At 72.6% G+C, this 18,469-nt stretch carries 15 protein-coding genes and 6 tRNA genes; 12 read left to right on the forward strand and 9 right to left on the reverse strand.

Features of this window, described 5'->3' with window-relative positions; genetic code table 11:
• The 3 genes from thrS to QQX09_RS01535 all read right to left on the reverse strand — a co-directional run bounded on the left by thrS (position 1) and on the right by QQX09_RS01535 (position 4,260).
• Positions 1–1,974 carry a threonine--tRNA ligase gene (thrS, locus tag QQX09_RS01525; protein ID WP_301131153.1) on the reverse strand — a complete coding sequence of 658 codons (1,974 nt, stop codon included), beginning with the start codon at positions 1,972–1,974 and terminating at the stop codon, positions 1–3.
• A 98-nt stretch (positions 1,975–2,072) separates the two neighbouring features.
• Positions 2,073–3,647 (reverse strand): deoxyguanosinetriphosphate triphosphohydrolase family protein, encoded by a 1,575-nt coding sequence (locus QQX09_RS01530; protein ID WP_301130938.1) that lies wholly within the window; start codon positions 3,645–3,647, stop codon positions 2,073–2,075.
• Positions 3,648–3,705: 58 nt separating this feature from the next.
• The gene (locus tag QQX09_RS01535) at positions 3,706–4,260 is read right to left on the reverse strand and encodes a 2'-5' RNA ligase family protein (RefSeq protein WP_301130939.1); all 555 of its coding nucleotides are present in this window, start codon (positions 4,258–4,260) and stop codon (positions 3,706–3,708) included.
• Positions 4,261–4,379: 119 nt separating this feature from the next.
• Here QQX09_RS01535 and QQX09_RS01540 point away from each other — a divergent pair, with 119 nt between their 5' ends.
• On the forward strand, positions 4,380–5,618 hold the full coding sequence (locus tag QQX09_RS01540; protein WP_301130940.1) for a wax ester/triacylglycerol synthase domain-containing protein: 1,239 nt from the start codon (positions 4,380–4,382) through the stop codon (positions 5,616–5,618).
• An 81-nt stretch (positions 5,619–5,699) separates the two neighbouring features.
• Here QQX09_RS01540 and QQX09_RS01545 read toward each other — a convergent pair.
• The 3 genes from QQX09_RS01545 to QQX09_RS01555 all read right to left on the reverse strand — a co-directional run bounded on the left by QQX09_RS01545 (position 5,700) and on the right by QQX09_RS01555 (position 7,765).
• Positions 5,700–5,774: transfer RNA gene (locus QQX09_RS01545), tRNA-Val, on the reverse strand.
• 27 nt (positions 5,775–5,801) lie between these two features.
• Positions 5,802–6,671, reverse strand: a complete 870-nt coding sequence (locus tag QQX09_RS01550; protein WP_301130941.1) for an aminotransferase class IV — start codon at positions 6,669–6,671, stop codon at positions 5,802–5,804.
• Positions 6,668–7,765, reverse strand: a complete 1,098-nt coding sequence (locus QQX09_RS01555; RefSeq protein ID WP_301130942.1) for a chorismate-binding protein — start codon at positions 7,763–7,765, stop codon at positions 6,668–6,670. The genes QQX09_RS01550 and QQX09_RS01555 overlap by 4 nt, the downstream gene beginning before the upstream one ends.
• 139 nt (positions 7,766–7,904) lie before the next feature.
• Here QQX09_RS01555 and QQX09_RS01560 point away from each other — a divergent pair.
• The 7 genes from QQX09_RS01560 to QQX09_RS01590 all read left to right on the forward strand — a co-directional run bounded on the left by QQX09_RS01560 (position 7,905) and on the right by QQX09_RS01590 (position 10,323).
• Positions 7,905–7,977, forward strand: a tRNA-Gly gene (locus tag QQX09_RS01560).
• Between the two features lie 32 nt (positions 7,978–8,009).
• A tRNA-Cys gene (locus tag QQX09_RS01565) sits at positions 8,010–8,080 on the forward strand.
• A gap of 1 nt (position 8,081) precedes the next feature.
• Positions 8,082–8,156, forward strand: a tRNA-Val gene (locus QQX09_RS01570).
• 50 nt (positions 8,157–8,206) lie between these two features.
• Positions 8,207–8,282 (forward strand) — tRNA-Gly (locus QQX09_RS01575).
• 54 nt (positions 8,283–8,336) lie between these two features.
• Positions 8,337–8,411: transfer RNA gene (locus QQX09_RS01580), tRNA-Val, on the forward strand.
• Between the two features lie 85 nt (positions 8,412–8,496).
• The gene (locus tag QQX09_RS01585; RefSeq protein WP_301130943.1) at positions 8,497–9,894 is read left to right on the forward strand and encodes a DUF2252 domain-containing protein; all 1,398 of its coding nucleotides are present in this window, start codon (positions 8,497–8,499) and stop codon (positions 9,892–9,894) included.
• A 96-nt stretch (positions 9,895–9,990) separates the two neighbouring features.
• Complete coding sequence (locus QQX09_RS01590) at positions 9,991–10,323, forward strand: potassium channel family protein (RefSeq protein ID WP_301130944.1); 333 nt, start codon at positions 9,991–9,993, stop codon at positions 10,321–10,323.
• A 62-nt stretch (positions 10,324–10,385) separates the two neighbouring features.
• Here QQX09_RS01590 and fucO read toward each other — a convergent pair whose 3' ends face one another.
• Positions 10,386–11,552: a lactaldehyde reductase gene (gene fucO / locus QQX09_RS01595; RefSeq protein WP_301130945.1), complete on the reverse strand. Its 1,167-nt coding sequence runs from the start codon at positions 11,550–11,552 to the stop codon at positions 10,386–10,388.
• A gap of 217 nt (positions 11,553–11,769) precedes the next feature.
• Here fucO and QQX09_RS01600 point away from each other — a divergent pair, with 217 nt between their 5' ends.
• Entirely contained in the window at positions 11,770–12,306 is a 537-nt protein-coding gene (locus QQX09_RS01600) for a hypothetical protein (RefSeq protein WP_301130946.1), read from the forward strand.
• Here the strand turns inward: QQX09_RS01600 and QQX09_RS01605 are convergent.
• Both QQX09_RS01605 and QQX09_RS01610 read right to left on the reverse strand, forming a co-directional pair.
• On the reverse strand, positions 12,303–12,902 hold the full coding sequence (locus tag QQX09_RS01605; protein WP_301130947.1) for a DUF1684 domain-containing protein: 600 nt from the start codon (positions 12,900–12,902) through the stop codon (positions 12,303–12,305). The two genes, QQX09_RS01600 and QQX09_RS01605, sit on opposite strands and share 4 nt — an antisense overlap.
• Positions 12,899–13,480, reverse strand: a complete 582-nt coding sequence (locus QQX09_RS01610; RefSeq protein ID WP_301130948.1) for a TetR/AcrR family transcriptional regulator — start codon at positions 13,478–13,480, stop codon at positions 12,899–12,901. The genes QQX09_RS01605 and QQX09_RS01610 overlap by 4 nt, the downstream gene beginning before the upstream one ends.
• A gap of 107 nt (positions 13,481–13,587) precedes the next feature.
• On the opposite strand from QQX09_RS01610, the gene QQX09_RS01615 reads away from it, so the two are divergent.
• The 3 genes from QQX09_RS01615 to treZ all read left to right on the forward strand — a co-directional run bounded on the left by QQX09_RS01615 (position 13,588) and on the right by treZ (position 18,447).
• Entirely contained in the window at positions 13,588–14,097 is a 510-nt protein-coding gene (locus tag QQX09_RS01615) for an organic hydroperoxide resistance protein (protein WP_301130949.1), read from the forward strand.
• A 154-nt stretch (positions 14,098–14,251) separates the two neighbouring features.
• Entirely contained in the window at positions 14,252–16,702 is a 2,451-nt protein-coding gene (gene treY / locus QQX09_RS01620; protein WP_301130950.1) for a malto-oligosyltrehalose synthase, read from the forward strand.
• Positions 16,699–18,447 (forward strand): malto-oligosyltrehalose trehalohydrolase, encoded by a 1,749-nt coding sequence (gene treZ, locus QQX09_RS01625; protein WP_301130951.1) that lies wholly within the window; start codon positions 16,699–16,701, stop codon positions 18,445–18,447. The genes treY and treZ overlap by 4 nt, the downstream gene beginning before the upstream one ends.
• The last annotated feature ends 22 nt before the right edge of the window (positions 18,448–18,469 follow it).

Below are 18,469 nucleotides of genomic sequence, written 5' to 3' on the forward strand. Positions count from 1 at the left end.
TCAGACCTGCGCCTTCGTGCGCACGGCCTCGACGATGCGGCGGACGGCCTCGTCGACCGGCACCTGGTTGTCCTGGCTGCCGTCGCGGTAGCGGAACGACACGGCGTTCGCGTCCGCGTCGTCGCCGCCCGCGATGAGCGTGAAGGGGATCTTCTCCTTCGACGCGGTGCGGATCTTCTTGGGGAAGCGCTCGTCGGAGGCGTCGAGCTCGGCACGGATGCCCTCGGCGCGCAGCCGCGCCACCACCTCGCCGAGGTAGTCGTTGAAGGGCTCGGCGACCGGGATCGCGCGCACCTGGACGGGGGCGAGCCACACGGGGAAGGCGCCCGCGTAGTGCTCGGTGAGGATCGCGAAGAAGCGCTCGATCGAGCCGAACAGCGCGCGGTGGATCATCACGGGACGCTGGCGCGAGCCGTCGGGCGACGTGTACTCGAGCTCGAAGCGCTCGGGCAGGTTGAAGTCGAGCTGGATGGTCGACATCTGCCAGGTGCGGCCGATCGCGTCACGGGTCTGGACCGAGATCTTCGGGCCGTAGAAGGCGGCGCCGCCCGGATCCGGGACCAGCTCGAGGCCGGAGGCGACCGCGACCTCGCGCAGCGTCTCGGTGGCCTCGTCCCACACCTCGTCGGAGCCGACGGACTTCTCGGGGTTCTTGGTCGACAGCTCGAGGTAGAAGTCCTCGAGGCCGTAGTCCTTGAGGAGGCCGAGCACGAACTCGAGCGTCTTGGTGAGCTCGTCCTTCATCTGCTCGCGGGTGCAGTAGATGTGGGCGTCGTCCTGCGTGAAGCCGCGCGCGCGGGTCATGCCGTGCACCACGCCCGACTTCTCGTAGCGGTACACGGTGCCGAACTCGAACAGGCGGAGCGGGAGCTCGCGGTACGAGCGGCCGCGCGAGTCGAACACGAGGTTGTGCATCGGGCAGTTCATGGGCTTGAGGTAGTAGTCCTGGCCCTGCTTGGTGACGTTGCCGTCCGCGTCGCGCTCCTCGTCGAGGTGCATCGGGGGGTACATGCCGTCGCGGTACCAGTCCAGGTGGCCCGAGACCTCGAACAGCTGGCCCTTGGTCGCGTGGGGCGTGTAGACGAACTCGTAGCCTTCCTCGACGTGACGCCGGCGCGAGTACTCCTCCATCTCCATGCGGATCACGCCGCCCTTGGGGTGGAAGACCGCGAGGCCGGAGCCGATCTCGTCCGGGAACGAGAACAGGTCCATCTCCGCGCCGAGCTTGCGGTGGTCGCGGCGCTCGGCCTCGGCCAGGCGCTCCTTGTACGCGACGAGCTCCTCCTTCGAGGGCCACGCGGTGCCGTAGACACGCTGGAGCTGGGGGTTCTTCTCCGAGCCCTTCCAGTACGCGGCGGCGGAGCGCATGAGCGACCAGCCGTTCTGGAGGACGCGAGTGGTGGGCACGTGCGGGCCGCGGCACAGGTCGCCCCACGCGCGCTCGCCGCCCCGGCGGACGTTGTCGTAGATGGTGATGTCGCCCTCGCCGATCTCCACCGACGCACCCTCGGCGCCCTCGGTGTCGTGCGTGAGGAGCTCGCACTTGAACGGCTCGTGGGCGAGCTCGGCGAGCGCCTCCTCGCGGGTCACCTCGCGGCGCACGAAGGCCTGGCCCTCCTTGACGATGCGCTGCATCGCCTTCTCGAGCGCCTTGAGGTCCTCGGGGGTGAAGGGGGTCTCGACATCGAAGTCGTAGTAGAAGCCGTTCTCGATGGGCGGGCCCACGCCGAGCTTCGCGTCGGGGTTGACCTGCTGCACGGCCTGCGCCAGCACGTGCGCGGTCGAGTGGCGCAGCACCATGAGCCCGTCGGGGTCCGAGGTGGTGACGGCCTCGACGGAGGCGTCGGCCGGGACCTCGCGCGCGAGGTCCCACAGGACGCCGTCCACGCGCATCACCACGACGTCCTTGCGGTCGCCGAACAGGTCGGTGCCCGTCGTGCCCGCCTCGAGCTCTCGCTCGACGCCGTCGATCATCGCATTCACGCTGGGCACAGGTCACTCCTTGGACGTTCGGTTGTACGGGACGATGCTACCGAGCCGCGGGCGTCGCGGTCGCCGCGGCCCGGTGGCGGCTACAACCCCTGTCCCCCGTCCCACAGCCGCTCGGAGGCTCCCGAGACGAGGTTGGCGACCGACATCGCCTGCGCGTCCGTGAGGGACGCGACGTAGTCGATGATGCCGCGACCGGTGGCGTAGCGCCGGAGCGTGGCGGCATCCGTGGTGGGCAGCAGCTCGGGGCGGGTGTCGCGCACCTTGAGGTAGTCCTCGGCGGCGAGCTCGACCAGGTCGAGGAGGCGGCGCGGGGCGCGTCGCACCTCGTCGTCGTCGTCGAGCCACGCGGCGAAGCTGGTGACGAGGCGCTCGATCACGCTCGCCTGGCCGCGCTGGTACACCGCGAGGTCGGGACGGTGGAGCACGAAGCGCTCCTGGAGGAACTTGAGCACGGCCACGTCGTGGAAGGCCGCGGCGTCGAGGCTCACGTGGCCCGAGCGCACGTCCGGGTCGCGCGTCACCTGGATCGAGTGCTGGAGGCGCGCGATCCACCCCGCCATGAACACCGCCAGCGTGCGGTCCGCGGCGAGCGAGCCGTCGTACGGGACCGACAGCAGGCCGTCCACGACCTCGTCGGCGACCCGTGCGACGGACTCGCCGAACGCATCGTCCCCCGCGATCCACGGGTCGTGGCTCACCATGCGCCGGCGCAGCAGCTCGAGACCGTGCCCGGGCGTGCGGCGCGCGCGCACGAGGTCCTCGCGCGGGATCCTCGCGAGCGCGGCGCGGTCGCGGATCCACGTGCGGAACTCGGCCGAGACGGCGGCCTGGTTGAGCAGGTCGGCGCGGTAGAAGTCGTCGAGGTCGTGCAGCGAGTACGCGATGTCGTCCGCGATGTCCATGACCGAGCACTCGACGGTCTGCTGGAGCGGCTCGATCGCGGGGAACGCGGCGCGGGAGGCCTCCATGTCGTCGAGGTCGAGCGTGTAGGCGGAGAACTTCCGCGCGCCCTCCCCCGGGCGGCGCGGCGCGAGGCCGCGCGGGGTGTACGGGCCAGGCGACCAGCCGTCGCCCTCCACGCGCAGCCACGGGTACTTGAGCACCGCGGCGCGCACCGCGGCCGTGAGGTTGAGGCCCGTGCCGGCGCGGTCGTACTCGTCGAGGCGCGTGAGGATGCGGAAGGTCTGCGCGTTCCCCTCGAAGCCCTCCTCGAGCCCGAAGCGCTCGCGGGCCAGGCGGTCCAGGGTCTGCTCGCCCAGGTGGCCGAACGGCGGGTGGCCCAGGTCGTGGGCGCTCGCCGCGGCCTGGACGACGACCGCATCGCAGCCGCCGAGGTCGCGCACGAGCGCGCCCCGCTCGCCCCAGTCCCCCGCGAGCGACACCGCGATGGCGCGCGCGACCGCGGTCACCTTGACGGAGTGCGTGAGGCGGTTGTGCACCGCGAGCCCGGCGCCCGACTGCGAGATCACCTGGGTGACGGCCGACAGCCGCGAGAAGTACGGCGAGAAGCGGATCCGCTCGAGGTCGACGCGGTACTCGGGCCGGTACTCGACCAGCTGGAACTCGTCGAGGCCCTCGGGCACGGAGCGCGCCACGCGGGGGTCGGTGGCCGCGGGGGCGTCCGCAGCGTGGTCCCGCGCCGGGCTGCCTGTCATCCGTGCCTCCGTCCGTCCCTACCGGGACGCTAGCGAGACGGGACGATGCGGGCAAGCGTCATGCGGCGGCCGCACCCGGTCCGGCGAAGGGGTGGGTCGAGAGGACCCGGTAGCGCGCGCCCGGGCCGGGCTCGCTCGCGACCACGTGGAGCGCGGTGGGCTGCCACGGGATCGCCAGCGGGGCGTGTCGCAGGGCGTCGTGCGCGGCGGCCCCCCGGACCCGATGACGCGACCTGCCGACCGTGAGGTGCCCGGTGAAGGGCCGGTCGCGGTCCGCGATCCCCGCCTCCGCGAGCGCCGCGTCGAGGCTCGCGGCGGCACGGTCGGCGCCCTCGACCGGAAGCGCGACCACGCGCGCGGTGAGCGCGACCGCGAGGGGCCCGATGAGCAGGCGCGGGGGCGCAGAAGCTGCGGCCGCGAGCGCGGCCGCCGCCTCGACGTCGGCGCGGGCATCGGTCTCGCCGACGAAGCGCAGGGTGACATGGCGCTCGTCTCGCGGCGTCCAGCGGTCGACGCCGGCCTCCCGCGCGCGGAACACCACCGCGGCGTCGAGGACGGCATCGAGAGCGTCGTCCACGGCGTCGGGCGTCATGATCCCCACGAAGAGCCGCACACCTCAGCGTAGGACCGGGCGCGGGCGCCGACACGACGAGGGCGCCGCCGCCACGCGGGAGCGGCCGCGCTCGTAGCCTGGAGTCATGGCACGACGACGTGGCCGGCGGTAGGTGCGGCGTGCGCGACCCCGATCGCCTGACCCCGGCCGACGAGGCGAACCTGACCCTCGACGGCGTCGGCGTCTACGTGCTCACCATCGTGGGGCTGGCGGGTGCCGGCGGCTTCGTGCGCGGACCGCGCGACGTCGACATCGACGCGCTCCGCGCCACGCTGGCGGGGCGTGTCGCGGGGCTGCCGCGCCTCACCCGTTCCGTCGTGGGCGACGCGGGCCGTCGCCGTCTGGTCGACCGCGGCCTGCGGATCGAGGACCACGTGCGTGCCGTCGAGCCGGTCGACGGGTTGGACGGGCTGCACCGGTGGTGCGCCGCGCTGTCGACGAGGAGGCTGCCGTCGGACAGGCCCCTGTGGGAGCTGCTCATCGTGCCGGGGGCGCACGCGGACGGGGTCGCATGGGTGTTCCGCATCCACCACGCGCTCGCCGACGGCGGCGCCGCCGTGCGGCTGTTCGATGCGCTCTTCGACCCGGATCCGTCCGCGCCTGGAGCACCGGCGCCCTCCCCCGCGGCCGCTGTCACCGCGCACCGGCGTCACGGCCCCGCCTGGCGGCAGCTCGGCACGGTCCTGCGGCCGATGCGGCGCACGGCGCTGATCGGCCCGAGCGGCACGGGACGCCGGCTCCACGTCGTCGACGTGGACCTTCCCGGCGTCGCGGGTGCCTCCCACGCGCTCGGCGCGACGGTCAACGACGCCGTCCTCGCGGCGATCGGGGACGGCGCGCGCGCCGCCCTGACCGTGCTCGAGGAGCGCATCCCGGACACGCTTCCCGTGCAGGTCCCCGTCCTGCTTCCCGGCGGGGCGCACCGGACGAACCAGGTGGCGGCGTTCACGGCGCGCGTCCCGCTCGGGGACGTCGGCGTGGCGGCACGGGCGCGCGCCCTGGCGCCCGCCACACGCGCGGGGGCGTCCGAGGTGCGCGATCGCGCGCTGCCATGGTGCGTCGGCACGCCCGCCGGCGCACGCGTCATGCGCCGCTTCGTGGCGCGGCAGCGCGTGATCGCGGTGCTCACCACCAACGTGCGCGGGCCGGACCGGCCGCGCCGCCTGTGCGGTGCGCCGGTCGAACGTGTCTGGGCCCTGCCCGTGCTCGCGGGCACGGTCCGCGTCGGGGTCGCCGCCGTGTCCTACGCCGGCAGGCTGTCGGTGTGCGTCCTGTGGAGCGAGGCCATCGCAGATGCGGGTGCGGCCCTGGCACGCCGGTTCGAGGACTCGTTGGCAGCGTTCGCCGCACCTGGGTGACGCCGCGAACCTTGTCGGCACGCCGCATCGTCCCTGGAAAGGCCGAGAGGCCGTCCGGATGATCCGGACGGCCTCTCGGCGTGGTGGGCGATACTGGGATCGAACCAGTGACCTCTTCCGTGTGAAGGAAGCGCGCTACCCCTGCGCCAATCGCCCCTTGCGGTGCGACGACAACTATAGCGGCTATTTGGAGTGCCTCGGTGCAGGATCGGCGTCGAGCGCGGCCCGATCGTCGAAGACCTGCGCGAGCCGCTCCAGCAGCGGGCCCCTGCCGACGAGGGCCCCGTCGAGCGCCGTGAGGGGCTGGACACGGCGCGTCGAGGACGTGACGGCGGCGAAGGCGTCGCCCGCGATCACCTCGTCGAGCACGGCCATGTCGAGCTCGCCGGGCGCGGCGGCGCGGATGGGGATGGCTGCGTCGGAGCCCCATTCGAGCGCGAGGCCCCGGACGATGCCGGGCAGGCAGCCGGACGCGAGCGGCGGCGTGACGATCTCGTCGCCGCGCTCGATGAGGATGTTGCTCGCGGTGCCCTCGCACAGGTGGCCGTGGGTGTTGGCCATGAGCGCCTCGTCGGCGCCCCGCGAGCGCGCGAACTCCATCATCACGACGTTCTCGGCGTACGAGGTGCTCTTCACGCCCGCGATGGGAGAGCGCTCGTTGCGGCGCCACGGCACGCGCACCGCGCGGCACTCGGTCAGGGCGGGCCCGTCGTTGGCGGTCACCACGATCGTGTGGGGCCCGCCCCCGCGCGCCGAGGACATGGGCCCCGGGCCCGAGGAGACCGTGACGCGCAGGCGCGTCAGCCCGGTCCCGGCGGCGAGCACCTCGCCGATCGCCTCGCGCACGGCGTCCTCGTCGATCGGCGGCATGCCCATGCGCGCGGCCGAGTACGCCAGCCGCTTGAGGTGGCGGCGCAGCGCGAACGCGCGGCCGCCGACCACCTCCATCGTCTCGAAGACGCCGTCCCCGACGGTCCACCCGTGGTCCCCTGCCCGGACGATCGGCTCGTCCTCGGCACGCAGGAGCCCCCCAGCCCACACCAGCGTTGTCATGGCGTCATTGTGGTGCCCGAGGCCAGGCCGATCAACCGACGCGCCTTGAGCTCGGTCTCCTCCCACTCCCCATAGGGGTCAGACCCCCACGTAATGCCCGCGCCGGTGCCGAACCGGAGGCGTCCTCCCTGGTCAGGCGACCATGTGAAGGTGCGGATGCCCACCGCGAGCTCGGCGGTCCGGGAGTCGGCGTCGATCCACCCGATGCCGCCGCAGTACGCGCCGCGGGGCGCCGTCTCCTCACGGGCGATGATGCGCAGCGCCGACGACTTGGGCGCGCCCGACACGGAACCCGGCGGGAAGGTGCCGTCCAGCAGCGCGGGCCACAGGGCGGGCGTCCAGTGGTACGCGGGCGCGAGCCGGGCCTCGACCGTGGACTGCAGATGCACGAGCCCGGGGTGCGCGTGCAGCCCCAGGAACTCGGGCACGGTGACCGAGCCGGGGAGCGCGACGTGCGAGACGTCGTTGCGGATGAGGTCGGTGATCATCACGTTCTCCGCCTCGTCCTTGGGGAGCATGGCCTCCCCCGGCGCGCACGTGCCCTTGATCGGGCTCGAGGCGATGCGGGCGCCGTCGACGCGCAGGTACAGCTCGGGCGAGGCGGACACCACCCAGGCGCCCGGCCACGCCGCCGTGCGCGGGATGACGATGCGGGAGGCGAAGCGGGCGGGGTTGCCCGTGGCGAGACGATGCGCGAGGGCCACCGCGTCGGGGCCCGGCTCGGGCGCCGGCAGGGGGGCCTCGAGCATGCGGCAGAGGTTGACCTGGTACACCTCGCCGTCGCGGATGTCGTCGCGGATGGCGTCGACGCCGGCGACGTACGCGTCGCGGTCGAGGGACGTGCGCCACGTCTCGGGCAACGGCCCGTCCCACCCGCGCCCGGGCGCGGGCTCGGGCGCCGCATCGTCCCTCGCGACGTCGGCCATGCGCCACGCGTCGAGGCGACCCTCGAAGGTCGCCACGACGACCCAGAAGCCGCCTTCCGCGATCCGCGCGCCGTCACGCGCGAGGTCGATGTGCTCGACCGGGCGGGACGCGCGAACTCCCCGGAACGCGGCGCTGCCGGACCGGCGCGGATCGTCCTCCCACTGCATGGCGCCCACGCTAGCGGTGGCGGTGAACAGGGGCCGAACGGGAGCCGAACGGGGCGACACGCTCAGCGCCTCGCCGATTTGGTTTCGCGCGCCGATATCCGCTAAGGTCTATCTCTCGTCAGGGCAACAGCCCAGACATGCGGACGTGGCTCAGTTGGTAGAGCATCACCTTGCCAAGGTGAGGGTCGCGGGTTCGAGTCCCGTCGTCCGCTCGGAGCGTCGCAGCCCTAGGTTGCGGCACTACGGTGGAGTGGCCGAGAGGCGAGGCAGCGGCCTGCAAAGCCGTATACGTGGGTTCGAATCCCATCTCCACCTCGGGCGATTGGCGCAGCGGTAGCGCGCTTCCCTGACACGGAAGAGGTCACTGGTTCGATCCCAGTATCGCCCACCACGAGGTTCCTTCGGGATCCTCATGAAGTCCGAGGCTTCTGCCCCGGCAACGCGGACGTGGCTCAGTTGGTAGAGCATCACCTTGCCAAGGTGAGGGTCGCGGGTTCGAGTCCCGTCGTCCGCTCCAAGGACCGCCGGTCTCCCCCAGGGGAAGCCGGCGGTCGCTCCGTCTGGAGAAGACGGGCGATTGGCGCAGCGGTAGCGCGCTTCCCTGACACGGAAGAGGTCACTGGTTCGATCCCAGTATCGCCCACCACGCACGAAGGCCACCGGTTCGTCCCGGGGGCCTTCTGTCGTCTCCAGCCCGCGCGCGCTGCGGCACGCCGCTCGATGATGGAGGCATGACCGATGCGCTGGATCCGAGCGCGCCCCGCCCACGGCTCGAGGAGCAGCTCGCGCGCGGCCGCGCGCTGCGCCGCACGCTGAAGCGCCGCGGCCATGCCGCCCTCTCGCTGCCCGATCGAGATGTCATCGGCCTTCTCGAGGAGCAGAACGCGACCCGCATGCCCGAGATGGTGCCGATCCGGGTCGGGCGCATGATGCAGTCGCCTTTCGCGTTCTATCGGGGCACCGCCGCGCAGATGGCCCACGACCTGCGCGACGCCCCGCGCACGGATGTCCGCGTCGTGGCGTGCGGCGACGCGCACCTCGCGAACTTCGGGCTGTACGCGTCGCCCGAGCGCCGGCTGATGTTCGACCTCAACGACTTCGACGAGGTCGACGTCGCCCCGTGGGAGTGGGACGTCAAGCGGCTCGGCGCGAGCATCGTGCTGGCGGGCCGCGACATCGGCGCCTCCGAGAAGGCCTGCGCCGAGGCGGTGTCCGAGGCAGTGCGCGCGTACCGCGTCGGGCTCGAGAAGCTGTTCGCGATGACCGCGCTCGAACGCTTCTACTACCGGGTGGAGGCGGACCGGGTCGAGGAGTCGACGCGGGGCTCCGCCGCGCGCCGCCTCATGCGGGCGGCGGAGAGGAAGGCGCGCAAGCGCACCTCGACCCGGGTGCTGCGGTCGATCACGACCGAGGGCTCGGGCGGCGACCTGCGCATCGTCGACGATCCGCCCATCCTGCGGCACCTCGGGCTCATCACCCCCGAGTCGACGCTGCGGCTCTTGAAGGTGTACCGCGACACCGCCGCGCCCGACGTGGTCACGCTGCTCGAGCAGTTCACGGTGGTCGACGGCGCGTTCCGTGCGGTCGGCGTCGGCTCGGTGGGGCTGCGCGCGCACATCGCCCTGCTCGTCGGACCGTCGGGCGAGCCCCTCTTCCTGCAGGCGAAGGAGGCACGCCCGTCGGTGCTCGTGAGCCAGGGCGGCATGCCCCTCGGGCGCCCGGGGCGCGAGCCCCAGCCCCCGGTCGGCCCGGGGCGCGAGGGCTGGCGGGTCGTGACCGGGCAACGCATCATGCAGGCGGTCTCCGACCGCTTCCTCGGCTGGTTCGCGCACGAGGGCCGCGACTACTACATCCGGCGGTTCCGGGACATGAAGGGCGCGATCGACCTCGAGTCGCTCACCGCAGCGACGCTCGCGGACTACGCCGCCGTCTGCGGCGCACTGCTGGCTCGCGCGCATGCGCAGAGCCCCGGCGCCGGCATCATCCGGGGCTACCTCGCCGACGGCACGACCTTCGACGAGTCGATCGCCGCCTGGTCCCGGCGCTACGCGGACGTCGCCGAGCGGGACCACACGGCGCTCGTCGCCGCGGTCAGATCAGGCCGCCTCGATGCCGAGGAGGGCGTGTAGCAGGGCGTGGGGAGCACCGCTCGCGGAGCTCCGCTTCCTACGATGGCGAAAGGCGCATCGTCGCGCCCGCTCAGCCCGCGCGCAGGAGGAGGAATCTTGTCAGACCCGCTCGACCAGCCTGAGATCCGGTACAAGGACTCCGCGACCTACCGCCGCCTGGGGATCGGCGCGGTGGGCCTCCTCGCCGTCGGGACCGTCGTCTACCACCAGCTGGAGGGCTGGAGCTGGGTCGACTCCCTCTACTTCAGCACGGTCGCGCTCACCACGGTCGGCTTCGGCGACCTCACGCCCACGTCCGACGGCGCGAAGCTCTTCACCGTGGCCTACCTCTTCGTGGGCGTGAGCATCCTGCTCGCGTTCCTCAACGCCCGGATGGTGCGGCGCCGGCCCTTCCACCCGCGCGACGGCGGGGCCACGAGCAGCGACTGACGTGCCGGACGCCGCGGAGGGCCGCCGGCTCGCGCCGACGGCCCTCCTTGCATCGTCCCCGGTCAGCCGACCGTGACGCCGAGCAGCGAGCGGTACAGCGTCTCGAACTGCGCGACCGTGGTCTCGCGGGGGTTGCCGCCCGCGCAGACGTCGTCGAACGCGGCCTGCGCCAGCGCCGGGATGTCCTCCGACTTGGCGCCGATCTCGTCGATCGTGAGCGGGTTGCCCAGGTCGCGGGTGAGCTGCGCGACGGCGTCGACAGCGGCCTCACGGGCGTCCTCGAGGGGCATGCCGTAGGCGTTCTCGACGCCGAAGGCCGCGGCGATGTCGCGGTACTTCTCCCCCGTCTCGGGCGCGTTGAACGCCATCACCGGGGCGAGCAGGATGCCGTTGGCGACGCCGTGCGGGGCCGCGTAGAAGGCGCCGAGGGGGTGCGCCATCGCGTGCACGATGCCGAGGCCCACGTTGGAGTAGCCCATGCCCGCGATGTACTGGGCGAGCGCCATGCGCTCCATCGCGTCCGCGTCCCCGTCGGCGGCCGCGCGCAGCGACGCGGCGATCACCTGGATCGCCTTGAGGTGGAACAGGTCGGACAGCTCCCACGCACCCTTGGTCGTGTAGCCCTCGATGGCGTGCGTGAGCGCGTCGAGGCCGGTGGCGACCTTGAGCGCGCGCGGCGCGGTGGCCATCATGTCGGCGTCCACGACCGCGAGGATCGGGATGTCGTGCGGGTCCACGCACACGAACTTGCGGTTGCGCTCGACGTCCGTGATGACGTAGTTGATCGTGGTCTCCGAGGCGGTGCCCGCGGTGGTGGGGACCGCGATGATCGGCACGGACGGGTTCTTCGTGGGCGCCACACCCTCGAGCGAGCGCACGTCGCCGAACTCGGGGTTCGCGATGATGATGCCGATCGCCTTGCACGTGTCCTGCGGCGAGCCGCCGCCGACCGCGATGAGCACGTCCGCTCCCGCCGCCTTGAACGCCTCCACGCCGGCCTGCACGTTCTCGATGGGCGGGTTCGGCAGCACGTCGGAGTACACCTCGTAGGGGAAGCCCGCGGCGTCGAGCAGCGCGGTCACCTTCGCGGTCACGCCGGTCTCGATGAGCACCTTGTCCGAGACCACGAAGGCCTTGGTGAAGCCGCGCGACTCGAGCTCGCCGGGGATCACGTCGATCGCGCCCGCGCCGAAGTAGGCCGTCTGGTTCCAGATCATCCGATGTGCCACGTCGCACCTCCATTTCCTGAGCCCGCGTGCGGCGGTCGTCGCAGGAGACACGGACCCGATGCGTGAATCGTTTCAGGCTTCTGGGGCCTCAAGCAGGGCCGGAGGTCCCGCCCCGCCGATGCCTCCCCGCGCGCCGCGCGGCCCTGCACACGCCCCTGACCTGCGCGTACGGTGGCAGGGAGGGCGTCGACGCCGCGGCGCCGGGAGGAGGCGCACCATGACACGCGAGGACCGGCTCAAGGAGGCGGCGCGGACGGCCACGGGCGACGACTCGATCCTGGACGTCGCGGAGTTCATGCCTGAGACCGCGCTCGACGATCCCATCTGGAACACCCGCGCCGACAGCCACGTCGCCCACGACGACGAGGGCGCCCCGGAGACGGTCGCCGCCGGCGCGCACCTGGGCGAGGACCTCGCGGAGCACCACGCCGAGCTGCCCCCGCACGTGTGCCTCGCCGTCACCCCCACGCAGGTCCACATCCTGGGCCTGCCCCACGGGTTCTTCGCGGCGCACCCCGAGCGCGCCTACCTCATGGGCACCTTCGCGCGCCACGCCCTCGAGGTCGAGGTCAAGGGCCGGCTCACCGACATCGTGCTGCGGCTCACCGACACCGGCACCGGCGCCGTGATGAGCCTCGTCGCGGACCGGCTCTCCGCCTACCACCCGAAGACGGTCGTCGAGCTGCTGCGGATGTCCGCGGCCCATCGGACGGACGATGCGGCGGACCCCGCCGCCGACCAGCCCCAGACCTAGCCGTCGACAGGCACGTACCTCTCCCCCGCCTCCACGGGCACGGCGAGCGTGTTGCCGGGCCCCGGAAGCGGGCACACCCACTCCGAGGAGTACGCGCACGAGGGCTGATAGGCGAAGTTGAGGTCGACCACGAGCGCCTCGCGGGCGCCCCCGAGGTCCGCGCCCTTCACGGTGTCGAGCACGTACCGCCCGCCGCCATACGTGCGCGGCGACGCGTCCTTGAGCGGCACGAAGATGCCGCCGCCGTAGCTGTCGAGCCACCACACGTCGAGACCGCCGACCCCGGGCAGCTCGACGCGACCCACGCGCGCGAACGGCACCACCCCGTCGGTCGGCGTAGGCACCTCGCGGCGCTCCGGGTCCGCGTCCTCGACCGGGACCACGAAGCGCAGGTCCGGGTCGTACGGCGCCACGTCCGGGGTGAACGATGCGCGGGCGCGCCCGGGCACCGGGGTCGCCGGGTGCCCGCGCAGCAGGGCGGCGCGCCCGTGCACCCAGATGCGGTGGGCGACCTCGGGGTCGGGCTCGGCGCGCACCTCGGCGTAGAGGTCCGCGACGCGGATGCGCCAGTCGCGGACCGCCCAGGCGTCGGTCACGACGCCTCGCGCACCAGGGCCCCGATGGCGTCGGCGAGCGCGCGGGCGACGCCGTCAGGGTCGTGGTCGAGGTAGCCGGCCACGAGCGCCCCGTCGCGCAGCATCATGATCTGCTCGGCGAGCGCGGCACGTTCGGCGACGCCGCGCCGCTCGAGCCACGCGTCGATCGCCTCGACCATGAGCGCGCGGAACTGCGCCACGACCCTCCTCACGGGATGCCCGGGATCCGGGTACTCCGCGGCCGCGTTGATGAACGGGCAGCCGCGGAAGTGCGGCCGGCACATCTCCTCGGTGAGCGCGGCCGCGAGAGCGTCGCGGTCGACCTCCTCGACCGCGGAGCCCTCCACCACGGCCCGCACCCGCGCGAGCTCACGCTCGAGGTACGCGACCACCGCATCGTCCTTCGTCGGGAAGTGCCGGTAGAAGGTGACCTTCGAGAACCCGGCCTCCGCCAGGATGCGGTCCGCGCTGACGGCGCGGATGCCGTGCTCGGCGAACTGCGCGGCGGCGACGTCGAGGATCGCGTCGCGCACGCCCGGGCCGCGGGCCGGGCGCGGACGCTCCGAGGTGACGGTCATGGAGAAATCCTCCCTCCTCGGGAATCCATCCTGCCCCGACTTGCGTTCGGCTTCATGTAGACGTACTAGTAACTCTACAACCTCAGCACCGAACCCTGGAGGACCGCATGACCGAGCAGACCGACACCGTGGCCGCCGACGCCGACCTCGACATCACGCCCGGCGAGGGCGCCGCGCACGCCCGCACCCCCAAGCACCCGAAGGCCTTCTACACCGCGGAGGCGCACGCGACCGGCGACGGCCGCAACGGGCATGTGACCACGAGCGACGGCCTGCTCGACCTCGACCTCGTCATCCCCAACCCGATCACCAAGCCCAAGAAGACCAACCCCGAGCAGCTCTTCGCGTCCGGCTTCGCGGCGTGCTTCAACTCGGCGTTCCAGGGGGCGGCGAAGCTGCTCAAGGTGAAGCTGCCCGCCTCCGAGGTGACGGCCCGCGTGGGCATCGGCCCCGTCGCGCTCAACCGCTTCGGGCTGGGCGTGCGACTCACCGTGACCGCCGCCGGGATCGACCAGGAGACCGCGGAGCGGGTGGCCTCCAAGGCCGAGGAGATGTGCCCCTACTCGAACGCGACGCGCGGCAACATCCCCGTCGAGATCGAGGTCAGGGTCAAGTAAAAGCCCTCCCAAGGGAATACCAGCCTCCGCGGGGTGCGTCTGTCATGATGGTCACACCCTGAGGAGGCTGGTTCTCTCTATGACGACAGACGTCACGCACGAACGATCGAGGAGCACGAGGAGGCAGGGTCACCGCGCCGACGCGCAGGTACCCGTGTCGACGTACCGGCTGCAGCTGAGCGAGGACTTCACCTTCGCGGACGCGGCGGCACGCCTCGACTACTTCGCATCGCTGGGCGTGTCCCACCTGTACCTCTCCCCCATCCTCACCGCGGCGCCCGGGTCCACGCACTTCTACGACGTGGTGGACCACTCGCGGATCGCCGAGGTGCTCGGCGGCGAGCAGGGGCTGCGCAACCTCTCGTGGCAGGCCGGCGAGCGCGGCATCGGGCTCGTGGCCGACGTGGTGCCGAACCACATGGCGGTGCCCACCCCGGCCTTCCACAACAAGGCGCTGTGGTCGGTGCTGGAGCACGGCCTCGAGTCCCCGTTCGCGCACTGGTTCGACGTCGACTGGGAGTCCGGCGAGCCGGTGCTCATGCCGGTGCTGGGCCAGCGCATCGGCACCGTGCTGTCCGCCGGTGAGCTGTCCGTCGAGCACATGGTCGTTCCGGGCCACGAGGACCGCGGCGAGGTCCCGGTGCTCCGCTACTGGGACCACGTGTTCCCCATCCGCGCGGGCACCGAGCACCTGCCGCTCGCGTCGCTCGTCGAGGAGCAGCACTATCGGCTCGCGTACTGGCGCGTGGCCAACGAGGAGCTCAACTACCGGCGCTTCTTCGACGTCGGCTCGCTCGTGGCCGTGCGCGTCGAGGACCAGGACGTCTTCGACGCGACGCACGAGCGCATCGTCGCCCTCGTCAACGACGGCACCCTGCAGGGCCTGCGCATCGACCACCCGGACGGCCTCGCGGACCCCGAGGGCTACATCGCGCGCCTGTCCGAGGCGACCGACGGCGCCTGGATCGTCGTGGAGAAGATCCTCGAGGACGAGGAGCGCCTCCCCACCACGTGGCGCTGCGCGGGCACCACCGGCTACGACGCATCGTGGCGCGTGGGCGCACTGCTCCGCGACCCCTCGGGCGCCGCCCCCCTTGCGGGCACGCTCCACCGGGTCGCCGGAGACGCGATGGGCGAGCTGCCCGACATGATCGACGCGGCCAAGTGGGAGATCGTCCGCGAGTCGCTGTCGAGCGAGGTGCACCGCCTCGCCACGATCGCGCACAACGTCTGCACCACCGATGTGCGCCTGCGCGACCACACGTGGCGCTCGCTCTACGACTGCCTGCGCACGCTCCTCGTCACCTTCGACCGCTACCGCGCGTACGTCATCGCGGGCGAGAAGGCGCGCCCCGCCTCGGCCGAGGTCATCGACCATGCCGCCGAGCGCGCCCGCCGCGTGCTGGACCCCGAGCGGTACGAGACCCTCGACGTCGTGGTGGACCTGCTCAAGGGCGCCGAGGTGGGCTCCGCCGGCCGCACCACGGACGCGAAGCGCAACGAGCTCATCACCCGCTTCCAGCAGGCCTGCGGCGCGGTCATGGCGAAGGGCGTCGAGGACACCGCGTACTACCGGTGGACGCACCTGCTGCCGCTGTGCGAGGTCGGCTCCCCCGCGGGCCGCTTCGCGATGCCGCCGGCGGCCTTCCACGCGTGGGCGCACGAGCAGCAGCAGATCTTCCCGCACGCGATGACGTGCCTGTCGACCCACGACACCAAGCGCTCGGAGGACGTGCGGGCGCGCCTCGGCGTGCTGTCCGAGGCGGCGGACCAGTGGGACGAGCTGGTCCAGCACCTGCGCACCATCACCGAGGAGCTGCGGCCCGCGGAGCTGGACGGCCGCACCGAGAACCTCTGGTGGCAGACCCTGGTGGGCACCTCGGACGAGGACGGGCTCATGGAGTGGGACCGTCTCGAGGGCTACCTCGTCAAGGCGATGCGCGAGGCCAAGTCGCACACCACGTGGACGTCGGTCAACGAGACCTACGAGTCGCAGGTGCTGTGGTTCGCGCAGACCACCCACGGGGACCCCGCGGTGCGCGAGGCGGTCGACGGCTGGCACCGGCTCACCGCGACCGGCGTGCGCGCGTCGATCCTCGGCCAGAAGCTGCTCCAGCTCACCATCCCCGGCGTCCCCGACGTCTACCAGGGCACCGAGCTGCTCGCGCCGAGCCTCGTCGACCCCGACAACCGCCGTCCGGTCGACTTCGACCTGCGCGGCGAGACCCTGCGCCGGCTCAGCCGCCGCGCGAAGCCGCGCGGGCTCGCCGAGGAGAAGATGCTCGTCACCATGGCGGCCCTGCGGATCCGCCGCGACCACCCGGAGGCCTTCATCGGCGCCGACTCCGGCTACGTGCCCCTCGCATCGTCCTCGGGTCATGCGGTGGTCTTCGCGCGCACCGTGAGCGACGAGCCCGTCGCCATCACGGTCGTGACCCGCGCGGGGCTCGAGCTCGAGCGGCTCGGCGGCTGGTCCGAGCACACCGTCCAGCTGCCCGAGGGGCACTGGCGCGACGTCATCGGCCGCCAGGTGGTGGAGGGCGGACCCGCACCGCTCGCCCAGCTGCTGCGCAGCCACCCCGTCGCCCTCCTGGAGCGGGTGTGAACGCGCCGGTGCGGGTCTGGGCGCCCGCCGCGAGCAAGGTCGAGTGCCGGATCGGCCCGGCGGAGGCGCCGGTGTCCGCCGCGATGCGTCCCGCCGCCGACGGCTGGTGGGAGGGCCCGCGGCTGCCCGCGCGGACCGACTACGCGTTCGTCGTGGACGGCAACGGACCCTTCCCCGACCCCCGCAGCGCGTGGCAGCCGCACGGCGTGCACGGGCCCTCGCGGACCTTCGACGCCTCCGCGTACGCATGGGGCGACGATGCGTGGGCGGGCCTGGACGCCCGCGGCGCGGTCCACTACGAGTTGCACGTGGGCACCTTCACCCCCGGCGGCACGCTCGACGCGATCGACGGCCACCAGCTGCGGGACCTCGCCGCGCGCGGGGTGCAGATGGTCGAGCTCATGCCGCTCGCCGCCTTCCCCGGCAACCGCGGCTGGGGCTACGACGGCGTCGCGCTGTACTCCGTGCATGAGGCCTACGGCGGCCCCGCCGCCCTGCAGCGCTTCGTCGACCGGGCGCACCAGCACGGCCTGGGCGTGTGCCTGGACATCGTCTACAACCACCTGGGTCCCGACGGGAACTACCTCGCGCAGTACGGGCCGTACTTCACGGACGCGCACGAGACCCCGTGGGGCTGGGCGGTGAACCTCGACCAGCCGTCCGCGGAGGGCATGCGTCGCTTCATCGTCGACAACGCGCTGCGCTGGTTCGCGGACTTCCACGTGGACGCCCTCCGCCTGGACGCGGTGCACGCTCTGGTGGACGACTCGGAGCGCCACATCCTCGCCGAGCTGGCCGACGAGACCGCGGCGCTCGCGGCCCGGCTCGGGCGGCCGCTGTCGCTCACCGCGGAGTCCGACCTCAACGACGTGGCCATGGTGACGCCCTCCTCGGAGGGCGGGCTCGGCATGACGGCCCAGTGGGCCGACGACGTCCACCATGCGCTGCACGCGTACCTCACGGGCGAGCGTCACGGCTACTACTGCGACTTCGGGTCGATCGAGGTGCTCGACAAGGTCTACCGCGAGGTGTTCCTCCACGACGGGGGCTACTCGACCTTCCGCGGCGAGGACTGGGGCGCCCCGGTGCCCGCGTCCACCGACCGGCGCAGGTTCGTCGTGTTCGCCTCGAACCACGACCAGGTGGGCAACCGCGCGCTCGGGGACCGGCCGGGCTCGCGGCTGTCGGCCGGCGCACAGGCGGCCTCGCTCGCGCTCGTGCTGCTCTCCCCCTTCACCCCGATGCTGTTCATGGGCGAGGAGTACGGGGAGACACGACCCTTCATGTTCTTCACGGACCACGACGAGCCGCTGGGCTCGGCCGTGTCCGAGGGGCGCATGAGCGAGTTCGCGGGCCACGGCTGGGAGGAGCTGTACGGCGGCGCGATCCAGGTGCCCGACCCCCAGGACCGGCAGACGTTCCTCCGCTCGAAGCTCGGGTCGGGGGTGTCGGCGGCGTCCGCGTCGCATCGGCTCATCGAGGAGTGGGTGGCCGCCGTCATGTCGGCGCGGGCGCTCACCCTCTCGGCCGAGGCCTGGGCCGCGTACCCCGCTGGCGCCTCGGAGCAGGCCCCGCGCCAGCTGACGATGCATGGGCCGGTGCTGGTGCACGCCAACCTCTCCGACTCCCCGATGCTGGTAGCGGCACCTTCCGAGGCCCTCGCAACCTTCGGGTCCGTGGAGGCCACGGAGGAGGGCCTGGTGCTCGCGCCTGACGCCGTGGCGCTGGTGGCGGCCGAGGGCTGACTCACGGCTGGCTTCACCGGTT

Source organism: Demequina litoralis (genome assembly GCF_030418455.1).
Lineage (GTDB): Bacteria > Actinomycetota > Actinomycetes > Actinomycetales > Demequinaceae > Demequina > Demequina litoralis.

Bases quoted from the DNA above. Each gene is read 5' to 3' on its own strand.
- thrS (WP_301131153.1), bottom strand. From the start codon at position 1,974: ATGATCGACGGCGTCGAGCGAGAGCTCGAGGCGGGCACGACGGGCACC.
- QQX09_RS01600 (WP_301130946.1), top strand. From the start codon at position 11,770: ATGACACGCGAGGACCGGCTCAAGGAGGCGGCGCGGACGGCCACGGGC.
- QQX09_RS01550 (WP_301130941.1), bottom strand. From the start codon at position 6,671: ATGACAACGCTGGTGTGGGCTGGGGGGCTCCTGCGTGCCGAGGACGAG.
- QQX09_RS01530 (WP_301130938.1), bottom strand. From the start codon at position 3,647: ATGACAGGCAGCCCGGCGCGGGACCACGCTGCGGACGCCCCCGCGGCC.
- QQX09_RS01585 (WP_301130943.1), top strand. From the start codon at position 8,497: ATGACCGATGCGCTGGATCCGAGCGCGCCCCGCCCACGGCTCGAGGAG.
- QQX09_RS01610 (WP_301130948.1), bottom strand. From the start codon at position 13,480: ATGACCGTCACCTCGGAGCGTCCGCGCCCGGCCCGCGGCCCGGGCGTG.
- QQX09_RS01555 (WP_301130942.1), bottom strand. From the start codon at position 7,765: ATGCAGTGGGAGGACGATCCGCGCCGGTCCGGCAGCGCCGCGTTCCGG.
- QQX09_RS01615 (WP_301130949.1), top strand. From the start codon at position 13,588: ATGACCGAGCAGACCGACACCGTGGCCGCCGACGCCGACCTCGACATC.